Origin of the sequence: Tessaracoccus bendigoensis DSM 12906, from assembly GCF_900141915.1 — a bacterium.
In the GTDB taxonomy this organism is placed as follows: Bacteria; Actinomycetota; Actinomycetes; order Propionibacteriales; family Propionibacteriaceae; genus Arachnia; species Arachnia bendigoensis.
This window is the reverse complement of sequence record NZ_FQZG01000015.1, coordinates 51,599-73,732: the sequence shown is the minus strand read 5'-3', so window position 1 is coordinate 73,732 and position 22,134 is coordinate 51,599. Positions and strand designations below refer to the sequence as shown.

20 protein-coding genes and 1 pseudogene are annotated in these 22,134 nt (G+C 67.2%); 10 read left to right on the top strand and 11 right to left on the bottom strand.

Annotated elements, in window-relative coordinates:
- Positions 1 to 93: 93 nt before the first annotated feature.
- The gene (locus BUC15_RS05585) at positions 94 to 1,797 is read right to left on the bottom strand and encodes a long-chain-fatty-acid--CoA ligase (protein ID WP_073186549.1); all 1,704 of its coding nucleotides are present in this window, start codon (positions 1,795 to 1,797) and stop codon (positions 94 to 96) included.
- Between the two features lie 97 nt (positions 1,798 to 1,894).
- On the opposite strand from BUC15_RS05585, the gene BUC15_RS05580 reads away from it, so the two are divergent.
- Together BUC15_RS05580 and BUC15_RS05575 are read left to right on the top strand one after the other, a co-directional pair.
- On the top strand, positions 1,895 to 2,392 hold the full coding sequence (locus BUC15_RS05580) for an O-acetyl-ADP-ribose deacetylase (RefSeq protein ID WP_073186548.1): 498 nt from the start codon (positions 1,895 to 1,897) through the stop codon (positions 2,390 to 2,392).
- A 205-nt stretch (positions 2,393 to 2,597) separates the two neighbouring features.
- A complete protein-coding gene (locus BUC15_RS05575; protein ID WP_073186547.1) occupies positions 2,598 to 3,545 on the top strand; it encodes a COX15/CtaA family protein in 948 nt (315 codons plus the stop codon).
- On the opposite strand, the gene BUC15_RS05570 is transcribed toward BUC15_RS05575, so the two are convergent.
- Both BUC15_RS05570 and BUC15_RS05565 read right to left on the bottom strand, forming a co-directional pair.
- Positions 3,511 to 4,536: a CNNM domain-containing protein gene (locus BUC15_RS05570; RefSeq protein WP_217652119.1), complete on the bottom strand. Its 1,026-nt coding sequence runs from the start codon at positions 4,534 to 4,536 to the stop codon at positions 3,511 to 3,513. The two genes, BUC15_RS05575 and BUC15_RS05570, sit on opposite strands and share 35 nt — an antisense overlap.
- On the bottom strand, positions 4,533 to 5,882 hold the full coding sequence (locus BUC15_RS05565; protein ID WP_073186545.1) for a hemolysin family protein: 1,350 nt from the start codon (positions 5,880 to 5,882) through the stop codon (positions 4,533 to 4,535). Before BUC15_RS05565 ends, BUC15_RS05570 begins: the two co-directional genes overlap by 4 nt.
- Positions 5,883 to 6,007: 125 nt before the next feature.
- On the opposite strand from BUC15_RS05565, the gene BUC15_RS05560 reads away from it, so the two are divergent.
- A complete protein-coding gene (locus BUC15_RS05560; protein WP_073186544.1) occupies positions 6,008 to 6,991 on the top strand; it encodes a ribose-phosphate diphosphokinase in 984 nt (327 codons plus the stop codon).
- Here the strand turns inward: BUC15_RS05560 and BUC15_RS05555 are convergent.
- The 6 genes from BUC15_RS05555 to BUC15_RS05530 all read right to left on the bottom strand — a co-directional run bounded on the left by BUC15_RS05555 (position 6,988) and on the right by BUC15_RS05530 (position 14,186).
- The gene (locus BUC15_RS05555; RefSeq protein WP_073186543.1) at positions 6,988 to 8,301 is read right to left on the bottom strand and encodes an MFS transporter; all 1,314 of its coding nucleotides are present in this window, start codon (positions 8,299 to 8,301) and stop codon (positions 6,988 to 6,990) included. The genes BUC15_RS05560 and BUC15_RS05555 overlap by 4 nt on opposite strands.
- Before the next feature lie 342 nt (positions 8,302 to 8,643).
- Positions 8,644 to 9,690, bottom strand: coding sequence for an NAD(P)-dependent alcohol dehydrogenase (locus tag BUC15_RS05550; RefSeq protein WP_073186542.1), 1,047 nt, complete (start codon positions 9,688 to 9,690; stop codon positions 8,644 to 8,646).
- A gap of 49 nt (positions 9,691 to 9,739) precedes the next feature.
- Complete coding sequence (locus tag BUC15_RS05545; protein ID WP_139280100.1) at positions 9,740 to 10,180, bottom strand: hypothetical protein; 441 nt, start codon at positions 10,178 to 10,180, stop codon at positions 9,740 to 9,742.
- Between the two features lie 35 nt (positions 10,181 to 10,215).
- Entirely contained in the window at positions 10,216 to 11,049 is an 834-nt protein-coding gene (locus BUC15_RS05540; protein ID WP_073186540.1) for a hypothetical protein, read from the bottom strand.
- A 214-nt stretch (positions 11,050 to 11,263) separates the two neighbouring features.
- The gene (locus tag BUC15_RS05535) at positions 11,264 to 13,057 is read right to left on the bottom strand and encodes an alpha/beta hydrolase (protein WP_073186539.1); all 1,794 of its coding nucleotides are present in this window, start codon (positions 13,055 to 13,057) and stop codon (positions 11,264 to 11,266) included.
- 250 nt (positions 13,058 to 13,307) lie between these two features.
- Positions 13,308 to 14,186: a hypothetical protein gene (locus BUC15_RS05530; RefSeq protein WP_073186538.1), complete on the bottom strand. Its 879-nt coding sequence runs from the start codon at positions 14,184 to 14,186 to the stop codon at positions 13,308 to 13,310.
- A 176-nt stretch (positions 14,187 to 14,362) separates the two neighbouring features.
- Here BUC15_RS05530 and BUC15_RS05525 point away from each other — a divergent pair.
- Positions 14,363 to 15,923 (top strand): annotated as a pseudogene (locus BUC15_RS05525) (sodium-dependent transporter).
- Positions 15,920 to 16,048, top strand: coding sequence for a methionine/alanine import family NSS transporter small subunit (locus tag BUC15_RS19360; protein WP_139280099.1), 129 nt, complete (start codon positions 15,920 to 15,922; stop codon positions 16,046 to 16,048). The pseudogene BUC15_RS05525 and the gene BUC15_RS19360 overlap by 4 nt, the downstream one beginning before the upstream one ends.
- Before the next feature lie 292 nt (positions 16,049 to 16,340).
- Here the strand turns inward: BUC15_RS19360 and BUC15_RS05515 are convergent, their stop codons facing one another.
- Together BUC15_RS05515 and BUC15_RS05510 are read right to left on the bottom strand one after the other, a co-directional pair.
- Positions 16,341 to 16,916 (bottom strand): DUF3800 domain-containing protein, encoded by a 576-nt coding sequence (locus tag BUC15_RS05515; RefSeq protein WP_175558253.1) that lies wholly within the window; start codon positions 16,914 to 16,916, stop codon positions 16,341 to 16,343.
- 103 nt (positions 16,917 to 17,019) lie between these two features.
- Complete coding sequence (locus BUC15_RS05510) at positions 17,020 to 17,322, bottom strand: helix-turn-helix domain-containing protein (RefSeq protein ID WP_245787901.1); 303 nt, start codon at positions 17,320 to 17,322, stop codon at positions 17,020 to 17,022.
- A 165-nt stretch (positions 17,323 to 17,487) separates the two neighbouring features.
- Between BUC15_RS05510 and BUC15_RS05505 the strand changes: the two genes are divergently transcribed.
- Genes BUC15_RS05505 through BUC15_RS05485 form a run of 5 tightly spaced genes read left to right on the top strand, consistent with a single transcriptional unit; the run spans position 17,488 to position 22,073 of the window.
- Positions 17,488 to 18,129, top strand: a complete 642-nt coding sequence (locus BUC15_RS05505) for an SAF domain-containing protein (protein WP_073186535.1) — start codon at positions 17,488 to 17,490, stop codon at positions 18,127 to 18,129.
- Positions 18,129 to 18,929, top strand: a complete 801-nt coding sequence (locus BUC15_RS05500; protein WP_073186534.1) for a CpaE/TadZ family protein — start codon at positions 18,129 to 18,131, stop codon at positions 18,927 to 18,929. The genes BUC15_RS05505 and BUC15_RS05500 overlap by 1 nt, the downstream gene beginning before the upstream one ends.
- On the top strand, positions 18,926 to 20,353 hold the full coding sequence (locus BUC15_RS05495) for a TadA family conjugal transfer-associated ATPase (protein ID WP_084189379.1): 1,428 nt from the start codon (positions 18,926 to 18,928) through the stop codon (positions 20,351 to 20,353). The genes BUC15_RS05500 and BUC15_RS05495 overlap by 4 nt, the downstream gene beginning before the upstream one ends.
- Positions 20,344 to 21,198: a type II secretion system F family protein gene (locus BUC15_RS05490; RefSeq protein ID WP_073186533.1), complete on the top strand. Its 855-nt coding sequence runs from the start codon at positions 20,344 to 20,346 to the stop codon at positions 21,196 to 21,198. Before BUC15_RS05495 ends, BUC15_RS05490 begins: the two co-directional genes overlap by 10 nt.
- A complete protein-coding gene (locus BUC15_RS05485; RefSeq protein WP_073186532.1) occupies positions 21,195 to 22,073 on the top strand; it encodes a hypothetical protein in 879 nt (292 codons plus the stop codon). The genes BUC15_RS05490 and BUC15_RS05485 overlap by 4 nt, the downstream gene beginning before the upstream one ends.
- Positions 22,074 to 22,134 lie beyond the last annotated feature (61 nt).

Here is a 22,134-nt window from a genome sequence, read left to right as displayed (position 1 = left end):
TCAGCAGACAACACTGACGCCGTCGCAATGACCATCAAATCCTGCTCAAACCCTCCCCCACCCAAGCACCCACCCCAACGACGACGACTCCGCCTACTCGTGCGGCAACGGCGACCGCCCGGCAATCTGGTCGCGGACCTCCTTGCGCAGCACCTTCCCCAACATCGACTTGGGCAGTTCGTCGACCACATAGAAGTCGCGGGGCACCTTGTAGCCGGTCAAGCGCTCCTTGCACCAGGCCCGCAACTGCACGTGCGTGGGCGTCGCCCCAACCTCGAAGCTCACCGCCGCGGCCACCCGCTCACCGCCGACCTCCTCGTTCGGGAGCCCGACCACCGCGGCGTCGCGCACCGCCGGGTTCGTCAGGAGCACCGCCTCGACCTCCGACGGCGCGACGTTGAACCCTCCGGTGATGATGATCTCCTTTGCCCGGTCGACGATGGTGGTGAACCCGTCCTCGTCGACGGTGACGATGTCACCCGTGCGGAGCCAACGGCCGGGCAGCAGCGTCTTCTCGGTCTCGGCCTCGTTGTGCCAGTACCCCTGGAACACCTGCGGCCCGTGGATCAGGAGTTCGCCCCGCTCCCCCTGCGCCACCTCCCTGGTCGGGTCGTCGACGTCGACCACCTTCATCAAAGTGCTCGGGAACGGCACCCCGATGGTGCCAGGGCGACGCGACGGTGCGAACGGGTTGCCGAGGCACACCGGCGACGCCTCCGTCATGCCGTAGCCCTCGACCAGCAGGCCGCCAGATACCGACTCCCACAGCTCGACGGTCGAATCCGGCAGCGACATCGCGCCCGAGATGCAGTACTTCGCGCTGCGCAGCGAGATGCCCCGCTCCTTCGCGCGTTTCGCCGTCGCCTCGTAGATGGGCGGGACGGCGCAGTACACCGTCGGCGGATGCTTGACGGCGGCGTCGAGGACCAGGTCGACGTCGAACGACGGGAACAGCACGAGCCGGGCCTGCTTCAGGATGCCGTAGGTGAGAAACAGCGTCATGCCGAACGCGTGGAACATCGGCAGGATGGCGTAGAACGTCTCCTTCCGGTATTGCGCGCCGTACATCCACGCCTCCCCCTGCCGGGCGTTGGAGAACAGGTTGTAGTGCGTCAGCATCGCGCCCTTCGGCTGGCCCGTGGTGCCGGAGGTGTATTGGATGACGGCGAGGTCGTTGACGGTGGGGCGCGGGTGTGCGGGGTCGATCGGCTCCGCCTCCAAGAGCGCTTCCCAGGCGATGGTGCCGGGAGCGGGCTGCGTCAGTTTGTCCCTGGTGGCCCTCAACTTCGGGATCGGCAACTTCAAGGCGATCTGCTTGATCGCGGGGAAGGCCCTGACCAGGTTGACCGCGACGATCGCGTCGACCTCAATGTCGGCGGGTTGCTCCCGCAGCTTGGCGACCGCCGCGTCCCACGCGATGACGACCCGGGCCCCGTGGTCCTCGAACAGGTGCCGAAGCTCGCGGGAGGTGTAGAGCGGGTTGTGTTCGACGACGACGGCCCCCAGCCGGAGCACCGCGTAGAAGGCGACGACGTGCTGTGGGCAGTTGGGCAGCACCAGCGCGACCCTGTCCCCGGCCTTCACGCCGAGCTTGCGGAGCCCTTCTGCCGCCCGGGAGATCTGGCTGCCGAGTTCGGTGTAGGTGGTTTCGCGGCCGAAGAACTGGAGCGCGACGGCGTCGGCCCCCTCGGCGACCGAGCGTTCGTAGAGCCCGACGAGCGACTCGGTCGGCGGTTCGATCTCGGCTGGGACTCCTGGCTGATAGTGCCTCACCCAGGCAGGTTGTGCTGCTGTCATGCCTCCATCTTTTCAGGCGGACCAATGTTTCCGACGGCGACGCCCCACAATGTCGCGGCGAACCGCCGGGATCGGCCGCGCGTGGAAGACTGGCTGGATGGAACTGACCGTGGTCCTGGGCGACATCACCAAACAACGGGTCGACGCCGTTGTCAACGCGGCGAACAACGCGATGCGCGGCGGTGGAGGGGTGGACGGCGCGATCCATCGGGCGGGCGGCCCGGCGATCCTGAGCGACTGCATCGCCCGCTTCCCGGACGGGCTGGCCACCGGCGACGCGGGCTGGACCACCGCCGGGGCGCTACCGTCCCGCTGGGTGATCCACACCGTCGGCCCGAACTACCGGGCAGGCCAGCGCGACCGGGCGCTGCTTGTGTCCTGCTACCGACGCTGCCTGGAGGTCGCCGACGACCTCGGCGCGGTCAGCATCGCGTTCCCGCTGATCAGCGCGGGCGTCTACGGCTGGCCGAAGGAGGACGCGATCGCCGCCGCGGTCGAAACCCTCACCTCGACTCCGACGCAGGTGCAGGCGGCGCGGCTGGTCGCATTCGACCAGCCGACCTTCGACCAGATCTCCTCCCGCCTCCAGGGCTGAGGCACCAAACACCCGAAAAACTCCGGCCAGAATGGGCTTTTTGTCTCCCGAGGGGTCAAGGCTCCGTCTTGCCGTACTTCTACGTCATTTTGGGCCATGCCAGCGCCGTGATCGCGCATCCGACGACCGCTAAGACACCACGAGACTAAACGCCGGGAACCGGCTGGTTGGATGAGGTGGAGGTTTCCGAAGTAGTCAACCGGAGGTGGCCGTGCCGATCGTCGTGCACCGGCGCGTGACGCGCTGGGCAAGCATCCTGATCTTCATCACCGTCGCGCTGGGTGGGATGGTCTGTGCGACCGACTCGAGTTCCGCCTGCCCAGCCTGGCCGGTGTGCTATTCGGACCAGGTCGGCCCGGGCATCCAGGTCGGCTGGCTGGAGAACCCCGTCATTGAGTTCATCCATCGCCTGATCAGCTTCACGGCTCTCGTGCTGCTGGGTGTATCGGGTTGGCTCGGACGCCGTTCCCGCGACCCGAGGCTTCGGGTCTACCCTTGGGTCGCGCTGGCCTGCGCTGTCGGGTCGGCCGTGTTCGGCATGATGATCATCCTGTTCACGCTGCCGCTCGCGCTCGGCCTGCTCGACCTGCTGTTCGCGCTGATCGCGATGGCGCTGAGCACCATCACCCACTCGGCGCTGCGGTCGACCCGTCCGGACGATGATGCCCCCCGCACCCGCAAACTGGCTGGGGTGACCCTCGGCTGGCTGTTCGCGATGCACCTGCTCGGAAGCGTGGTGGCAGGCACCACCACCGACGGCACCGGATCGTTTACCCGCTGCCTCAGCTGGCCGCTGTGGGAATTGCACGAGATCGACCGCTTCCCTGCGCTGCAGGTGCTGCGGATCGCGATGGCGGCGGTCGCCATTGTCTTCATCGCGGTGATCCTCTATCTGGCCGCCAGCCGCCCCTCCCTCCGCACCGCCGCGGCCGTCGCAGGCGTCGCCCTGGTCGTCGAACTCGGGCTCGGCATCGTCATCACGACGGCGGGCCTCGCCCCGACCCAGACCAACGGCATCGACGCGACGATCGCCGTCACCTACTCTGCGGCCGCCGTCACCCTGATGTGGGCGTTGGCCTGGCTGGTCGGCCAGGCCACGCCCGCCGCCATCCAGGAACCTACCCTGCTGGAGTCAGGATCGCCGACGGCATGAGGCTGGGCAGCACGTCCTCGAACGTGATGATCCCGATCTCGTTCTCACCGTCTGTGACGACCGCCAGCTGGGTGCGCGCCTTACGCACCGTCGCGACCGCGACGCTCAGCCCGGTTTCGACGGTGAGCAGCACCGGGGGCCTGGCGAGGCCCAGCGCCGGCGTCGACGGGTCCGCAGCCAAGGTGTCGCGGACGTGGACGACGCCGACGGTGTGCCCGCCGTCGCGCACCAGGATGCGCAGGTGCCTGGTGTAGCGGGCGACCTCCTGGACATCGGCGATGGTGGCGTCGACCGGCACCTCGGAGAACAACTGACCCGGCGTCAGCACATCGCCGACGCTCGTGTCCCGCAAGGTCAACACCTGCCGGAGCGAGCCGCTGTAGCGCGAGTCCAGTGAGCCGACCTTGGCCGAATGCTCGACGAGTTGCTTGAGCCCGGCCGCATCCTGACCGTGGCCGAGTTCGCTCACCGGCTCTGCACCGGCCCGACGGACGAGCCAGTTCGCGGCCGCGTTCATCATGTGGAGGATCGGACGGGTCAGCCACATGTAGCCACGCAACGGCAAAGCGAGCAACACCGAGGAGTCCTCGGGATGCGCGATCGCCCATGACTTCGGGGCCATCTCCCCGATCACGAGGTGTAGGAATGTGACGATGATCAGCGCGAGCACGAAGGCCACCACGTCGGCGGCTGCCGTTGGCAGGCCGAGTTCCAGCAGCGGCATGAGCGCATGGTGCACCGCGGGTTTGGTGATGGCACCGAGCGCCAGGGTGCAGATCGTGATGCCCAGCTGGGCACCGGCGAGCACGATCGTGATCTCGGACGAGTTCTTGAGCGCCGCCCTGCCGGCAGCGGTACCCGCGCGAAGCTCCAGGCGGTGCTGCTTCGCGGCCATCAGCGCGAACTCCGAGGCGACGAAGAACGCGCTGAGCGCGATGAGCCCCACGGTCCAGAGCGTGACGCTCCAACCGTTCATTGCCAGGGGAATCATGCCTTCACCTCGGGCGTCTCGGTGTCGACCTCGATGCGCACCCGGGAGGGCACGTGCCTCTCGATCTCCTGCACCTCGAACGTGGCGACCACCGACGGCGCATCCGAGTGCAACGTCAGCTCCCCCAAGGTCGGTTCGATGCGCAGCGAGATGACCTCACCGAGCGCGGGAAGGTCCCCCTTCTCGTGGATCAGCAGGCCGGCGAGGGTCTCGTAGTCGCCCTCGGGGAGCCGGTGCGCGATCAGCCGTTCGACATCGTCGAGCGGCATGGCGCCATCGACCACGTGGCTGTCGTCTTCGGGCTCGGGGTCGAGGTCGTGTTCGTCCACAAGGTCTCCGACGATCTCCTCAACGAGGTCTTCGACGGTGACGACGCCGGTGAAACCGCCGAACTCATCGAGCACACAAGCCATGTCCTTGCCCGCATCCCGGAGCGCGGCCTGCGCGTCGGGCAGTTTCATGATGGAGGGCAGGAACAGAGCCGCCCGCGCGATCGTGGTGACGCTGGCCCACGAGTCGGCCGGATGGTCGAGCACGTCGCTCAACTCAACGATGCCCAGCACATCGTTGTTCTCCGCGATGATCGGGTAACGGGTGTGGCCGGTGGCCATCTCGGCCCGCACTTCGGCGATGGTCGCGGTCTCGGGTACGGTGTCGACCCGGACGCGGGGCACCATGGCGTGTTCGACGTCGCGGCGGGGGAAGTCGATGATCCGGTCGATCACGAGGCCGACCTCGTCGGAGAGAGTGCCTGCCGCACGCGAGTCGGCCACCACCCGCTCAAGGTCGGCGACGGTGACTGCGGACTCGACGTCGTGGACGGGTTCGATCTTGGCCAGGCGGAGAAGCAGTTCCGCGGCCTTGTCGAAAACCCAGATCACCGGGTGCAGCACCCACAAGTAGAGCCGGGTCGACGGGGCGAGCGCGTCGGCGACCGGCCCGGGCCTGGCGATGGCGTAGTTCTTCGGGAACAATTCACCGAAGAGCATCTGGACGAGGGTGGAGAAGGCCAGCGCGACGAAGGCGCCGATGGCGACGGAGACCGCCGTCAGCGCGCCGCCAGACAACATCGATCCGACGGCCTGCCCGATCAGCGGTTCGGCGACATAGCCGACGAGTAGGCCGGTGACGGTGATGCCCAGTTGGGCACCGGAAAGCATGAATGACGTGCGCCTGGTGATGTCCAGGGTGGCGGCTGCGCGTTGATCGCCGGACGCGACCCGGCTGGCCAGTTTGGAGCGGTCAACCGCGACGAACGCGAACTCCTGGGCCACGAAATAGGCGGTGGCGGCCGTGATGGCCAGCACTACGACGACGCCAACCAGCAGTGAAGCTATCGGGCTCACCGGGCGGCCTCAAGGGGCGGGATGCGTTTATGACTCTCCGAGTCGGTGTTTGGCATGCGCACCAGTATTACAGCAACCTTCAACATCGCTAGGCTTGGGGCCACCCCCAGGAAAGGCAGACCTCTGTGAAGGGCATCGTCGTTTTCTCCGGTTCGGCACACCCCGGCTTCGCCGACGAAGTCTGCGCGAACCTCGGCACCGAGCGTTCCGGGGTGAAGATCTCACGGTTCAGCAATGACTGCCTACAGGCGCAACTGCTAGTCAACTGCCGGCAACGCGACGTCTACATCGTCCAGCCGTTGGTGCCACCGACGCAGGAGCACCTGATGGAACTGCTGCTGATGATCGACGCCGCCCGCGGCGCCTCAGCGCGGCAGATCACCGCCGTCATGCCTCACTACGCGTATGCGCGATCCGACAAGAAGGACGCATCGCGGATCTCGCTCGGCGGAAGGTTGGTGGCCGACCTGCTCTCGACCGCCGGGGTCGACCGGGTGTTGACGATGGCGCTGCACGCGCCCCAGGTCCACGGCTTCTTCTCGGTTCCGGTCGACCATCTGACGGCGATGGGCGTCATCGCGAACCACTACCGTGGCAAGGACCTCAGCAACCATGTGGTCGTCTCGCCCGACCTGGGCAACGCCAAGCAGGCGACCTTGCTCGCCCGGCTGCTGAATCTGCCGGTGGCTGCGGGCTCGAAGCAGCGGTTGGCGGACGACCGGGTCGTAATCGACAGCATCGTCGGCGACGTGGCTGGCAAGAAGGCGATCGTGCTGGACGACGAGATCGCCACCGGCGGATCGATCATGGAGATCGTCAACCGGCTCGGCGACTTCGGCTGCGACGAGGTTTCGGTGGCCTGCACGCACGGGTTGTTCACGGGCAAGGCGGTGCAGAAGCTCACGTCGTCTGATCGGATCAGGGAGGTGGTGTCGACCAACACCGTCCCGGCCCCGCCGGATTTCCCCGGGCTGAAGCAGTTGAGCGTCGCAGGGTTGTTCGCCGAGGCGATCGACCGGATCCACACGGGTCGTTCGGTGAGCAAGCTGTTCAACGGGGTCGACCCGGCTTACGCTCCCCCGCCCCCGACCCCTCCTGGCCTGTTTTAGCGCGTGCCGCGCTGGCGTCTGATCCGTTCAACCACCTCGCGCCAACTCGGCACGATCACGCCGTCGGCCGCCATGCGCCGCCTGAGCCGTCGTCTGCTGAGGAGGAATCCGGAGAGGCCGACGACGAAGAACGGCACCTGCAGCAGCCAGGCCAGCCTGAGGTGCTCGGCCGTGTAGTCGCCTCCCCCGGCGATCCGGTCGAGGAAGATGCCCATCGCCAGGATCAGCAGCGTGCCCCCGGTGAACCCGCCTGCGATCACCACCCCGTTTGCGGCTCCCAGCCTTGTCACGGGCAGGTTGGTGCGGGGAAAGTCGAACCCGATCCCCGTGCCGGGGCCGTTTACGGCCAGCACGATGACCAGCAGGATGAGTAGCGGCAGCGGGGCGCGACCGGGCCAGGCGAGCACGACCGCCCAGATCAGGATGAGGGGGCCGATCACCAGCAGGGACAGGTTGCTGCGGCGGAGCGGATGCTTCGCCGTCAGCGCACCCATGATCGGGCCGGCGACCATCGAAGCCGCCGAGAGCAACGTGAACAGGCCTGCCGCGGCCAGTTGGCTGAGCCCCTGCCCCACCATGAGGTACGGCATACCCCACATGAACACGAACGTGTTCATCGAAAAACCCGCGGTGAAGTGGATCCAGAAACCGAGTTGGGTCGCCGGGTGTTTGACGACTTCTGCGATGTTTGCGGGGATCTTGCGGATCGGGTCGACGACGACCGCCGTCGGCTCACCTGCTGGCGCGTTGCGCACGAGGGTCGCCGTCGCGGCTGCGGCGACCAGGGTCGTCGATGCGGCCAGCAGCAGGCCGGTCGTCCAGCCGAACCCCTGGATCAGGGGCAATGCGATGCCGACGGCGGCGATCTGGCCGAGGGCGGAGAACATGCCGGTCACCTGGCTGAGCACCGGCACCAGGCGGGGCGCGAACCAGCGGGGCAGCAGCCGAAGTACCGAGTTGAAGATGCAGGCGTCGCCGACGCCGAGCAGGACCCGCGCGACGTAGGCCATGGGCAGGTCGTCGGCGAGGGCGAGCAGCACCTGCCCGCCACCTGCGCACAGTGCGCCCGCCGTCAGGAGTGCCCGGGAACCGAACCTGTCGAGGAGCAGCCCGATGGGCACCTGGGCGATCGCGTAGACGGCCAGTTGGAGGACGACGAAGGTGGAGATCACGCCGGGAGTGGTTCCGAAGTGGGCCGCCGCTTCGAGCCCGGCGACGCCGAGGGACGTGCGGTGCATCACGACGACGGCGTAGCAGAACAGCCCTACGCCCCACACGACCCAGGCTCTCGGCCCGTATCCCTCGTTCACGCTCGCCTCCGGTGACACTTTAGTGCCGGAGGTCGCGGGTCGGCGTCATCGGCGGTGGTTCGCCGTCACCCGGACTATGGCGCGGTCGTCAGCGATCTGACGTCGACACCAGCAGTATGGCTCGATACCAACGGTCTGGCTCGATACCAGCGGTCCGTCGCCGACACCAGCACTATGGCCCGACACCAGCGGTATTCCACAGGTAACCAGCGATTACCCTGGTAACGCGGACACTTCCCAGGTAACCAGCCTTACCCCTGGTAACGCGGACGTTTCCCAGGTAACCAGCCTTTTCCCTGGTGACGCGGGCTCTTCCCAGGAAACGCCCACCCGACCCGACCGTCAGATCGTGGCGACGTCGATGACGTAGCGGTAGCGCACCTTCGAGGCGACGACGTTGTCGTAGGCCTCGTCGATCCGATCAGCCGAGATCACCTCGACGATCGGACGAAGATCGTGCTCGGCGCAGAAGTCCAGCATCGCCTGGGTCTCGGCGATCCCGCCGATGTTCGACCCCGCCAACACCCGCGCCTGCCCCGTCAGCACCCCGATCTCCAGCGACGACGGCTGCTCAGGTAGCCCGACGTTGACCAGTGCCCCGTGTGCCTTCAGCAACTTCAGGACCGCGTTGAGGTCGACGCCGTCGGAAATGGTCGACAGGATCAGGTCGAAGCTGCCCCGCAACTTCCGCATCGCCGCGCCGTCCTGCGTCGAGACGTAGTCGGTGGCGCCGAGCTTGAGACCGTCCTCCTTCTTGGAGAGCGTCCGGCCCAGCACGATCGTCTCGGCCCCCAGCGCCGCGGCGAACTGCACCCCCATGTGCCCCAGCCCGCCCATTCCCAGGATGCCGACACGCTTGCCCGGGCCAGCGCCCCACCGCTTGAGCGGGTTGTAGGTGGTGATGCCTGCACACATCAGCGGCGCTGCGTGCTCGAGCGCCATGTTGTCGGGCACCCGCATCAGGTAGTCCTGCTCGACGGTGATGGCCTTGGAGTAGCCGCCGTCGGTGGGCAGGCCGTCGCGGCCGACGCCGTTGTACGTCCAGACGGTGCCGGGGCGGCTGGTGCAGAACTGCTCCTCGCCCTGCCTGCACATGTCGCATTCGCGGCAGGAGTCGACGAAACAGCCGACGCCGACCCGATCGCCGACCTTGAACTTCGTCACTTCTGAGCCGACGCGACTCACGGTCCCTGCGATCTCGTGGCCGCCAACGAACGGGTACTTGATCGGCCCCCAGCCGCCGCGGGCGGTGTGGATGTCGGAATGACAGATGCCCGCGTAGGCGATGTCGAAGTACACCTCCGTCGGCCCAGGCTCGCGACGCGTGATCGTGGTCGGGTGGTAACGGCCGGTGGGCGAATCGATGGCGTAGGCGGCAACCTCGGGCATGGCATCCTCCGATGGTGTTTCGATGACTCCCACGAGACTATCGCGACCCTCAGTCACCGAAGGCCGTGATCGCGACCCTCACCGAGCCGTCCTCCAGATCGGTCCGGGCGAACTTGGCGACATCCGGCCCGTCCTGCGTACCTGCGCACACCTGCCCATCGCCGCCTGCCAGTCCGAGTTCTGCGCAGGCTTCGACGGTGGGCTCCGGGTAGGCGCCGAGCGTCGCCTCCCAGGCAGCCACGTGTTCAACGGGGATGACGACCGTCGCCGTCAGCGACCAGTCCTGCCACTGGTCGAACGCGCCGGATTCGAGGGTTGCCTCGTCCGGCACCTCCATGTACGAGAGGGAGCCGATCAGGCCGGGGGTCACCTCGATCTCAGTCCCGAAGGGATCGCGAAAGAATGAGACGACGGTGAAGACGAGCGCGATGGTGACGCCCGCCATGGCGACAGCGGCCGCGCCGATCACGAACCAGAAGATGGGGCGCATGGGCACAAGCATGCCGCACCGCCAGGCCGATGGGCCTACTCGCCCGCGAGGCCCTCCAGCCAGGCGGCGGCCGGCTCAGCTCCGGGCTGCGGCACCTCTGCGTCGGCGGACGGCACCGTGCAGTTGATCTCCTGGCCCGGGGCGGGGCCGAACTCCTTGCCTCCGAACACCTGGGTCTTGGCGAAGTCGTAGTAGGCGCCGAACTTGCCGGTGTCGTACGGGTTCTCCAGCGCACACCGTCCGACGTAGTAGCCGACGACGTCGGCGAAGGTCTCCGTCACGCTGCTACCCGCATACGATGAGAAGCTGCCCTCCTGGGCGTACAGCGTCTTGAACGCCTGCCAGTAGGCGGGCTCCTCGTACCGGTCGGAGTTCAGGACGTGGGCCAACTCGTGAGCGACGAGGCGCGTGAGCCGACCCTCATCGCCCGAGTCGAGAGCCTTCTGGAACTTGGAGAAGTCGAAGGTGACGTAGCCGCCCTTTGTGAGGCTCCAGTCGCCCCACGCGTAGCCGCTGATGCTGGCCGCGTTGAGGCCGACGTTGCCGCCCACCTTGGCCTGCAGGTCGGTGCGGTAGGTGGTGCAGTCCATCGCGTCGAGGGTCTGCCACAGGATCTTGATCGAGGCGCGGCGTTCCTCGGTCCACTGCGAACCGGTCAACGCGAAGCCGAAGTGCTCGGTGATCCCGGCCTGCAGTTCGGCGATGGTGGCGCCTTCGGGGAAGGGCACGGTCGAGGCGCAGGGCGTCGGGATGCCGGTGACGGGCGCTACCGGCGCCGGCGCCAGAGGGAGGGCGGTTGCGGTGGTCGGAACGACCGATGTGATTACTGCCGCTAGACCAACGGCTGCGGCTGCGATCCATCTGCGCACGAAATTACTTCCCTTTTCCTCAAAACCAACACCCAAAGAATCTCTCAGGATTCTCAGGAAGTCAAATTGGCGACACCTTGCCCGCCCGTCCGGCACGCTCGCGTCGGCCCAAGACGCGCCTGACGTCGGGCACGAGGCGACGCGCCGGGCCGAAGCCTCGGCGCGTCGCCCGCCTGCGGGGACGGGATCGTTCACGGCACCGATCCGGCAGCCGTCACCGTCGAGGCGTACCGCCCGGCAATGGCGGCACGACCGGCGGAAGGTCGCGCCGCGTCGGCGCCTTGGCCGCCATCATCTCCTCCCCTGGGTCGAACGGCTGGGTGAACGGCTGGTCGTCGCCCACGCACTTGGCACCGCTGGCTGGCAACTTCTGCCTCAGCAGGTAGTTGCCCACCGCCGACGTCACGCACTCGGATGTCCCGTAGGCCGTGTGCCCCCAGCTGTCGCTGCTGAGTAGCCGGCTGTTGGGCAGCAGCGACGCGGCCTTCTGCGCGCCGGAGTAGTTCGTCGCCGGGTCCCAGTAGTTGCCCACGACCAGCACCGGGTTGACCGTCCGCTTGGTGAAGACCCCGCGGTAGGAACTTGCGTCCGTCCCCGTCCACGTTGACGACGCGCACGCTGCAGACGTCCAGGTCCACAGCGCGCCGAAGCCGGGCGCGCTCCGCTCGGACCGGTTGGCATAGGTGCGCCAGGTGGCCGCCTTCGCAGGGTTCCGGCTGTCCGTACACACGATGGCCTGGAACGCTTCCGGGCTGTTGTCGTACGGGAACGCCCAACCAGCCGAGGCTCCCGCGGCCAGGAGGGCATCGCGGGTCGCGTCACTCTGGGGCTGCGCACTCGCCCATCTGACCTTCAGACCTGCGGCGGCGCGATCCCTGTCGGCCGAGGACGAGCCCGAGTGCAGCATCTCGACAATGAGGGACAGATCCATGTCCACCATTTCACCGGCCCACGGCGAGTACATGTCAGTGAGAAGGAGGGACACCATATCCGGGTAGGTCAGGGCCCCAAACACTTCGCCTGTTTCCGGGTCGATGATCTCCAGCGGCTCGCGTCTGAGTGAACGGAGGACCTCTGCGTACAGAGCCTCCGGATCACCGAGCCCCGCCAGCTGGCAGTAGTCCTCCCCTGCGGCCTTGCAGCGCTTCAGGATCTCGCGCATCGCCTTGTCTGCCCCCTCGCCGGACAACATCCTCTGGGTCTGCGGAACCGAAGTGGCGTCCTTGCCTGTGCCTGCCCACGCGATCGGGTCGAGGACGCCGTCGATGGCCAACGCGCGCACGCGGTCGGGGAACATGTTGGCGTAAACCTGGCCGAGGTAGCTGCCGTAGGAGAACCCGAGGTAGGTGAGCTGCTTGTCGCCAAGGGTTCGCCGCAGCACGTCCATGTCCCTGGCCACGTTCGCCGTCGACATGTTCGCGCTCAGAGGTTTGCCTGTGGTCGAGCAGGCACGCCCAAACTTCTCCGCCGAAGCGACGTACCCGCCGATCTCGTCGTTCGTGAAGGGGAATGGCACGGTCATGCCGTCAAGGGCCCTGGCCTGCTCGGCGAAGTTCCGCCAGCATCGCACCGGGTCGCTGAAGTTCACGCCTCGCGGATCGAACCCGACGATGTCGAAGCGATCCAATACGGCCTGGTCCAGGAAGTAGGGCGCCGAGGCCGCGAACTCCACACCGGAGCCGCCCGGCCCGCCCGGGTTGATGAACAGCGTGCCGATCCGGCCTCGCTGATTTGCGGCCGGGATCCGCAGCAGGGCCACCTCGGTGGTGGCGCCTCGAGGCTTGTTGTAGTCCAGTGGCAGCGCGACGGTGCCGCACTGCGCCCCGTCGGCGACCACCTCGCAGTCGAACCAGTCGATCTTCGGGCTGACGGAGTCGACCCGACGCGCTTCGGCAGGGTCGGTCCGGTCGGCAGCCGGGGCGGCCCAGCCCGCGACAGGGGTCGCCACGATCATCGCGATGGCCATGAGTGCCCCCAGGACCAACTTTGTGTAACGCCTCGAAACCATGGATCTCTCCTTTCGGCAGTGGAACGTCGTCGTTCCTTTCTCGGGAGGCAGTGCCGGATGTCGTTCGGCTGCGCCAGCGCTGGGCAGGAAGACACCCGGGGCAGCGGCCAACCCGAGTTGCTTTCCGAAGGCTAGCGCCATCCAAGCTCATTCGAGCGAGCTCGGCGCACATCGAGATTGTCGACGGTCCCCGTATTCCCAAAGGGGCCCGGGAGATTGGAAGATCGTGGGGCCTAGCTAGAGGGGGTCATCAGACTCCGGTGGAGGGCATCCCAGGCTTGCCTGGCGTTTCCCCGCCGGCCTGGACGCTGTTGAACAATACGGCGACGCGACGCAGGTCGTCTTGGCCGTAGGGGTCCGCCATGACACTGAACACGACGCCCTCGGCGTGCTGCCACGTCACGCTGAGGGGCGACAGGTCGGCGAACCAGTATGCGCCGGGACCGAGGTCTTCGAGGTCGTTGAAGGCGTAGGAGCCGGGTAGCCCGCGTGACTCGAGTTGGCGGTAGGTCAAAGATTCGGTGACGAGCCCGAAGTCGGAGACGTCGAACCACACCCACTTGGCGCCAGCGGAATACCGGCAGGAGCGCGCCTCATCCTTTTCCAGCAGGAACTGCTCGCCCAGAACTGTGCTCAACTGCTTGGCGGTGGGGCAGGTCACCTCGAATGGCGCAGCAGGCATGAGCTCCGGCGAGAGCGAGATGGAGTCGCCCGCCAGGCCGACCAGCTGGATGAGTACCTCCAGGCCGAGGGTGTTCGATACGATAGACAAGGCCCTTCCGTCCCGCTCGAAGTTCAGCGTCATGCCCGCGTCGGATGCGTATTGGAACGCCCCCTCCCCGGCCCCGGGCGCGTCGACGACATCGTGGCCGTCCGCCTCGGCGGCGGCGCGCAACTCGGCCAATGAGACATCCCGCAGTTGGAAGGAGACGTCAGGGGTGAAATAGTCACACTGCCCGCGAGGCCCTTGCGCTGTGAGGGGTTCCTTGCCCGTGATCGCGCCGACCGCCGCCGGCTCGGGGCAGTCGAGATAGACTAGGCGGGGCGGCGCCGCAGTTGCGCTCAACGACTGCGTCACAATGAATAAGACGGCCACCATCGCCGCAAAGAGCTCGATCTGAACACGCATCGTCCGCGCCTCTCCCGAGCCAGTCCAAACACAATACCCCGCGGCCCTTCTTCCAACCGTCGGACGAGAAACACCGGGTTTGCGCCCGATCTGCGAGGATGATGACCTCGCGACCCACGCCGCAGGTGCGAGCAGTGTCCAAATCATCGGCAGGCAAACGCGAGGTCAGGAGGCCCATGTCCGCCCCAGCCAAGAGCGCGAAGCCCGAGGTCTTTTCGTCTCGCAACTTCTTCATCGTGTCCGCGATCGGTTCGGCCGTCGGGCTCGGCAACATCTGGCGATTCCCCTATGTCGCCTACACCAATGGCGGCGGGGCGTTCCTGATCCCGTACCTGATCGCGCTGCTGAGCGCGGGCATCCCCCTCCTCTTCTTCGACTACGCCGTCGGGCACCGCTACCGGGGCAGCGCCCCGCTGGCGCTGCGTCGGCTGGGCGGCAAGGCGACCGAGGCCATCGGCTGGTGGCAGGTGCTGGTGGCGTTCGTGATCGCCATCTATTACGCGGCCATCGTCGCGTGGGCAGCGATGTACATGTTCTTCAGCGTCACCAAGGCCTGGGGAACCGACCCTGAGGCTTTCCTCCACGACGAGTTCCTGCATGTCGCCGAGACCCCGGGCGTCGGTTTCGATTTCGTTCCCGGGCTACTCATCCCCATCCTGGCGGTGTGGCTGGTGACCCTCGGCATCCTCGCCCGGGGCGTCAACAAGGGCCTTGCCAGGGCGAACATGATCTTCATGCCGCTGCTGGTGGTGATGTTCGTCATGCTGGTAGTCAGGTCGTTGTTCCTGCCGGGCTCCGCGGAGGGGCTCAACCACTTCTTCACCCCCGACTGGGCTGCGCTGGCCGACCCGTCGGTGTGGGCGGCGGCCTACTCCCAGATCTTCTTCTCGCTGTCGGTCGGATTCGGGATCATGCTCACCTACTCCTCGTACCTGAAGCGCAAGACCGACCTGACTGGTTCCGGCCTCGTGGTGGGGTTCGCGAACTCCAGCTTCGAGATGCTGGCGGGCATCGGCGTCTTCGCGGCCCTCGGATTCATGGCGCAGGCGCAGGGGGTCGGCGTCGGCGACGTCGTCTCCTCGGGCCTGACGTTGGCGTTCGTGGCGTTCCCGACGATCATCTCCGAGGCGCCCGGTGGGTCGCTGATGGGGGTGCTGTTCTTCGGCTCGTTGGTGTTCGCCGGCGTCACGTCGATGATCTCCATCATCGAGGTGGTCATCGCCGGGGTGCGCGACAAGTTGGGGGTCTCAAGGACCCGCGCCATCGTTCTGGTGGGCGTGCCGATGGCGCTGATCTCGACCTCGCTGCTCGCCACCACCACCGGCATCTACTTGCCTGGACATCACAGACGAGTTCGTGAACAAGCTGGGCATCCTGGCGGGCGCGTTCGCCTGCGTCATCGCCGTCGCCTGGTTCTCGAAACGGCTCCCCACCCTGCAGCGCCACCTCGACCGGTTCTCCAGCTTCAAGGTGGGCCGTGCCTGGGTGTGGATCATGGGCGCCCTGGTGCCCCTCGTGCTGGGCTACATCCTGATCACGGAGGTGATCGCCAAGATCGCCACCCCATACGGCGGCTACCCCCTCGGGCTGCTCGGCGTGTTGGGTTGGGGCATGGCGGGCAGCCTGGTGATACTCGGCGTCCTCCTCTCGCGGATCCCATGGCGACGGGCACACAACCTGGAGTTCGACGAGAGCGCCGACGACCATGGGCGCGCGGTTGAGGAGGGGAAGTCGTGACGTCGATAGCCATCACGATGCTCGTCATCTCGTTGCTGACGGTCTGGGGTGGGTTGGGGTTGGCCGCCTGGAACCTGTTCCGCCGCCCCGACCGGTCGGCCGAGGAGGACACCGCACCCGAGTGAGCGCGGTCGACATGCAAGAGTCCATGACTCACCCTGACCCTCTGCGCCCGGTTCCGCTTCCACGCCATCGGCTTGGGACTCTAATACCGACCCCGCATCGTAATCCGAGAGAACCTCCTCACAGACGTAACCCTGGCCGACCTCGCCGAGGACGGCAGTCGGCCGCGCGTTGTGGCGTCTGGTGGCGTGTTGTGTCTTGTGGTGGCACGGAGGGCCATGTGCCATGAATTAACGGGTTCTCCTAACGAGTCCCATCCGCCACAGCCCCGGTTAGTCCGGGGCTGATGTGCGTCTAGGGAACCCAGAAGTTGCAATCGCACAGGTTCTCCACGATTCCCCACGCCTGCTTCCCCGCTCCGTGGCTCTTCGACGTAACGGGCGTCATTCGGGCGCGAAAGTGGGCGTAAGAGACGAGGTCGGCGGCTTGAAGAAGGCGGCTCTCGCACGAGGGAGCGAAGTAGACCGTATCGAGGATGTTCTTCAGGGGTCGCCGGTCGATCTTCGACCAAGTCCCGTTCTTCTTGAACTCGCGGACGTGGGCTCGGATGTCGTCCTGCTTGGGGCTCTCGTCCACGAACAGCGCCAGCGTCTGTCCCTTGCTGAGCAGACCGTGGCACCGTTGCGCAAGGTGGCCGATTGAGGACCTGCCTCGGCGGGTGTGGGTGTTGGTGAGTTCGACGCCGAGGGCGGCCAGGGTTGGGTACCAGCCAACAGGCCGGGTCGTCGGGGGTATCGGCGTAGCTGTCGAGTGCGTCGAGGACGAAGTGTTGCCGGCGTATTTGAAGTAGTTCTCCTGGCGCCACCGGTCGCTGCCGTGGCGATCTTCGAAACCAATACTGCACCGCCGCCAGCCGACGCCCCGCCTCATCATCTGCCGCGTAGCTGTAGGTAGCCATCCCGAACACGAACACCACCCCACCCTCGGCGCCCTCCACTAACTCCGCCGACGGGCGGCCCACCGACCGGGCCAGTCATCGGGCACGCTTCTTCGTGAGGTGACCGGCGCGCAGGCGCCCGATGTCGCTGGCGAGCGGATCGATCGCGTCAACAGCCTGATCGAGCACACCGAGAGCGCGCAGCACCTGGGCGACGTTGCCGAAGCCCACGCCCGGGTCACCCGCTTCGATCTTGCGCAGGGTATCTCGGGTGATGCCAGCGCGCTCGGCGACCTGCTGGGCGGTGAGCCCGAGCACCATGCGCCAGCCGTGCACATGGCCACCGAAGGTGGTGAGTTGCTCGTCGATCTGGTAGCCCGCCATATCCACCTCCCTCATCTATGGCGAGGATAGCAGCCGTAACATCGCTATATGACGAGGAGATTCGTCATCTTGATCCAAACTCCACCGCAGTGCTCAACTGAAGTTATCCACAGGTGTCCCGAAAAGGCCCGAGTTGACCCCCTTCCTGGGTTTAGATGTAGCCCCACGGGAGGAGCGACGATGCACAAGCCCCAGCGGCCATCCAAGCCGGACCTGACGCCACCGAAGGCACCACGCCCGGACGCGGTCCAGCTGCGCGCCCGCCGCAGCCCACGACTGATCGCGCTCGGGGTCCTGCTGGTCGTGCTCGGCGGGCTCGGCGCCGCCGCCCTCTACACCATGAACGCCAACCACGAATCGGTCATCGTGATGGCCACCGACGTGCGCCGCGGGGAGGTCATCGAAGCCAGCGACCTGGCCGTGGTCGAGGTCCCCGACACCCTCTCGGTACCGCGCCTGTCGGCCACCGAGCTGGAGTCCCTCGTCGGACAACGCGCCCTGAGCGACCTCCCCAGCGGCTCATTCCCCCTCCACAGGCACGTCGGGGAAAATCCCCTCCCCGACGGCGAGGCCCTGGTCGGGCTACGGCTGACGCTCGGGCGGCTCCCCTCCTCAGACCTACCGGCCGGCACGAAAGTGCGGGTGGTCGGATTGACGGAGGGCTCTGAGCAGGCGGTCGACGCGACCACCGTCAGCCTCCCGGCACCCCTCGACGACCCGAACACCTTCGCGCTCGACATCCGAGTCACCGACACGGACGCCGACGCCGTGGCACGGCTGGCCGCGGGCGACCTGGTCGCCGTCGTGGTGGTGGGCTCCTGATGGCGGTCATCGTGCTCACCTCCGCGGCAGGCTCCCCCGGTGTGACGACGACCGCGCTCGGTCTTGCGCTCACGTGGCCGCGCCACGTGCTGCTCGCCGACTGCGACCGGGACCCGTCCCAGGCCGTGCAGGCCGGCTACCTGCGGGGCATGGATCACGGCGGACGGGGGCTGGTCGCCTTGGCACACCTCCACCGCGAAGGCGTCGCGCTCGCGCCCGAACTCTGGCGCCAGACCCTGCCCCTCGTCGAGCAGGGCGACAAGCAACGACGACTCCTCCCCGGCTTCACGTCCGCAGGGTCGTCCAGGCTGTTCGAACACGTGTGGAACGCACTGGCCGAGGCTTTCGAGGCGCTGGACGACCAGGGCGTCGACGTGCTGGTCGACGCCGGCCGCATCTCGGTCACCGGGCTCCCCCTCGGGCTGCTGACCGCAGCCGATGTCGTGCTCGTCGCCGTCCGCTCGACGTTGCGCTCGCTCGCCGCAGCCAGGATCCACCTGGTCTCGCTCGAAGACCAGTTGCGCTCCCTACCGACCCCCACACCGTGCGCGCTGGCGGTGATCGGCCCCGGCCGCCCCTACTCGACGGCCGAGATCGCCGCCCAGTTCGGGCTGCCCGCCTGGGTCGAGCAGCCCTGGGATCCAAAGACCGCGGGCGTCCTCAGCGACGGCGAAGACGAACCAAGACGCTTCCACAGCGGGGCCTTCATGGGACGCTTCCGCTCGGAAGCCAACGCCTTGTCAGAACGGGTCAGCAGGCTACGCATGGCGGTCCTCGAAGTCGCGGAGCCGGCCCGATGAGCGTCACAGGCATCCCAACACTCTCGGGCGCGTTGGGCCAACTTGGAGTGGTACGCGACCCCGACATTCTCACGCCCCAACGCGCCCGTCTCACAACGGATTCACCGGTCGGCAACGTCGACTGGCAACTGGTCGTCGGGATGCGCCGCGACGCGGCAGAGCAGATCGCCGCCGCGTCCGCCGAATGGCTGAGCAGCCGCGGACAGCCGATGCCGGAAGGCGACCGACGCGCGAAGGGTCGCGCCGTCATCCGGGCCGTCGTCCACGCCAGAGCGCAGAGCCTCGGCGAATCCGGCGAAGCGCTATGGCCACTGGAGTTGGAATCCCGCTACGCCGACGCCGTCGAGAGCGCCATCTTCGGATACGGCCGCCTCCAACCACTCTTCGAGATCGGCACCGCCGAGAACATCGAAATCCACGGCTTCGACTCCGTCATGGTGCAATACACCGACGGCCACCGCGAGAAGCACCCACCGATCGCCGACTCAGACGAAGAACTCGTTGAAGCGATCCGCTTCCTCGGCGAAACCGCCTCCCCCGCCCGACCCTTCGACGACCTCCACCCCACCATGACCCTGGCCCTGGGCGACCGGTTCCGCCTCCACGCCATCGGCTTCGGACTCTCATACCGACCCAGCATCGTAATCCGACAGCACCTCCTCACAGACGTAACCCTGGCCGACCTCGCCGAGGACGGCATGCTCCCCGGGCCGGTCGCCCGACTCCTGCAATCCGCGGTACTCGGCCGCAAATCAATCGTCATCTCCGGCGATCAAGGAGCAGGCAAAACCACCCTGCTACGCGCACTGATCTCCGCAATCCACCCCAACGAGCGGTTCGGCACCCTCGAAACCGACTACGAACTCCTCACCCACCTGCTGCGACACCGACGAAACGTGCTGGCACTGCAAGCCAGGGTCGGGATGGGCGAACAAACCGGCGGCGAGAGCGTCGGCACCTACACCGTCGCCGACCTGATCCCCGAAGCGCTGCGACAGAACCTCACCCGCCTCGTCGTCGGCGAGGTCCGCGGCGCCGAGGCCGGAGCCATGTTCGAAGCCATGCAGTCCGGCGCAGGCACGTTGTCGACGACGCACTCGCACTCGGCCTCATCGACCATCGACCGGCTCGCGGCACGGGTAGCCCAGGGCCGCGTGATGAGCATCGACGACGCAATGCGCCAGATCGCCCACCACATGAACTTCGTAGTCCACGTGACACTGCGCGACGACGCGTGGCGCGGCGGCGTGCGGCGCAGGTTCGTCTCAGAGGTGCGTCAACTCACCGGGGCCGTCGAGGCCGGGCGCCCGACGACCCACCTGGTGTACCGGGCCGCCACGGACACCACGCCGGAACTGTTCCAACCGGAAGCGGCGATGGCGGCCGAACTCGCCCAATTTGAGAGCGCCGCGAGATGGGGCTGACATTCGCGATCGCCGCAGGGGCCGTGGTCGGCCTCGGCCTCATCGTCCTGATCAACGGGCTCATCCCCCGCGTTCCATCCACAGGTTCATCCACAGCCCTGTGGACAAGGCCGGCCAAGTGGTGGGTAACCCTCCCGAGGAAACGCAGGATCTGGCTCGGCGCTGCCCTGGCCGCAGGTGTGGTGACGGCGGTCGTCACCGGATGGCTGATCTCACTGCTTCTGGTGCCGACCGCGTTGATCCTGATCCCGGCGCTGCTGGCCGCACCACCCCAGCGCGAGATCGAAACGCTCGCCGGGCTGGACCGTTGGGTGCGTCTGATCGCCACCTCACTGACGGCCGGCAAGTCGATCAGGGATGCGATCTTCGCCACCCGCCATCAGGTCTCCCCCGTCCTACAGGACCCGGTCGCCCGGCTGTGTACGCGGCTCGACCAGCGCTGGACGATGCGGGATGCGCTGTGGGCGATGGCCGACGAACTCGACTCGGCCGACGCGGACGCGGTCGTCGCGGCCCTGGCCATCGCCTCGTCGCGCGGCGGGGCCGGCACCCGGGCGACCCTCACCGCGTTGTCAGACAACATTCAGGACCGTCTGCGGGCCTTGCGGGAGATCGCCGCCGAACGTGCGAAACCACGCGCCGTGGTGCGGCAGGTGACGATCATCACCCTTGCGGTGCTCGTCGGGGCCCTCCTGCTCAACCCCCGCTTCTTCGACCCGTATTCCACGGCGCTCGGACAACTGATCGCTGCGGCGCTTGCCGTCGCCTACCTCGGCTGCCTTCTGATGCTGCGTCGCCGCACGGTGCCGACGCCGACGCCGCGGTTCCTGAGGAGTGCGCCATGACAGGGCTGGTGATCACTTTGGGGATGCTGGCCGGGTTCGGCGGGTTCCTGGTGGTTCGGGGGGCCGTCGCTTCACCGGTGAGGCTCAGCGACGCGCTCGCCGCCCTGGACCGGCACCCGCAGCTTCCCCAGCGTGAAGAGTCCCCGGCCGGGCTCGAAGGCGTTGGCCAGCGCCTGCACCGCCGCCTCCGGCTGCCGCTCAGCCAGGAACAGCAGCGGCTGTTGAACTTCCAAGGGCGAAGCGTCGGCGACTTCTTCACCGAGAAGCTGGTGTGGACCTTCGCGGGGCTGCTCCTCCCGACGGTGTGGGCGCTCACCCAACTCGTGTTCGGGCGGAACCCTGGCCTGCTTCCCTTCGGCGTGGCGCTGCTGTGCGCCGTCGTCGGCTACTTCGTGGCCGACCTCCGCCTCCGCAGCGGGGCCGAACGGCACCGCAGCTCGGCCATCGACGGGATACACAGCTTCTTCGACCTGGTGGTGCTGGAACGCCTGGCCAACTCTTCGGCCGCTCAAGCAACCGCCAACGCGGCGGCGGTATCAGGTGCCCCGCTGTTCCGCAGGATCTCCGCCGGGCTCGAACGGGCCCGCATGGAGCAGGTCCAGCCCTGGGACGAGCTGCGCCGGATCTCGGCGGAGTGGAACGTCGCAGAGCTTTCCGACTTTGCCGACATCATGCAGTTGGAGGAGCAGGGCGCCGGGCTCGCGGACGTGCTGCAGGCCCGCGTCAGGGAGCTTCGTGACGCGCACCTGAGTCGTCAGAAGGCCGAGGCCCAGGAAGCGAGCGAAGCGATGTCGCTCTGGATGACGATCCCGGCGCTGCTGCTGGGCGTCGCGCTCCTCACCCCGGCACTCCTGACCCTACTTGGCCCCGGGTAAACCGGCCGGAGCAAACCTGTGGACAACTGCAATCCGACGACACCACCGACAGATAGTACAA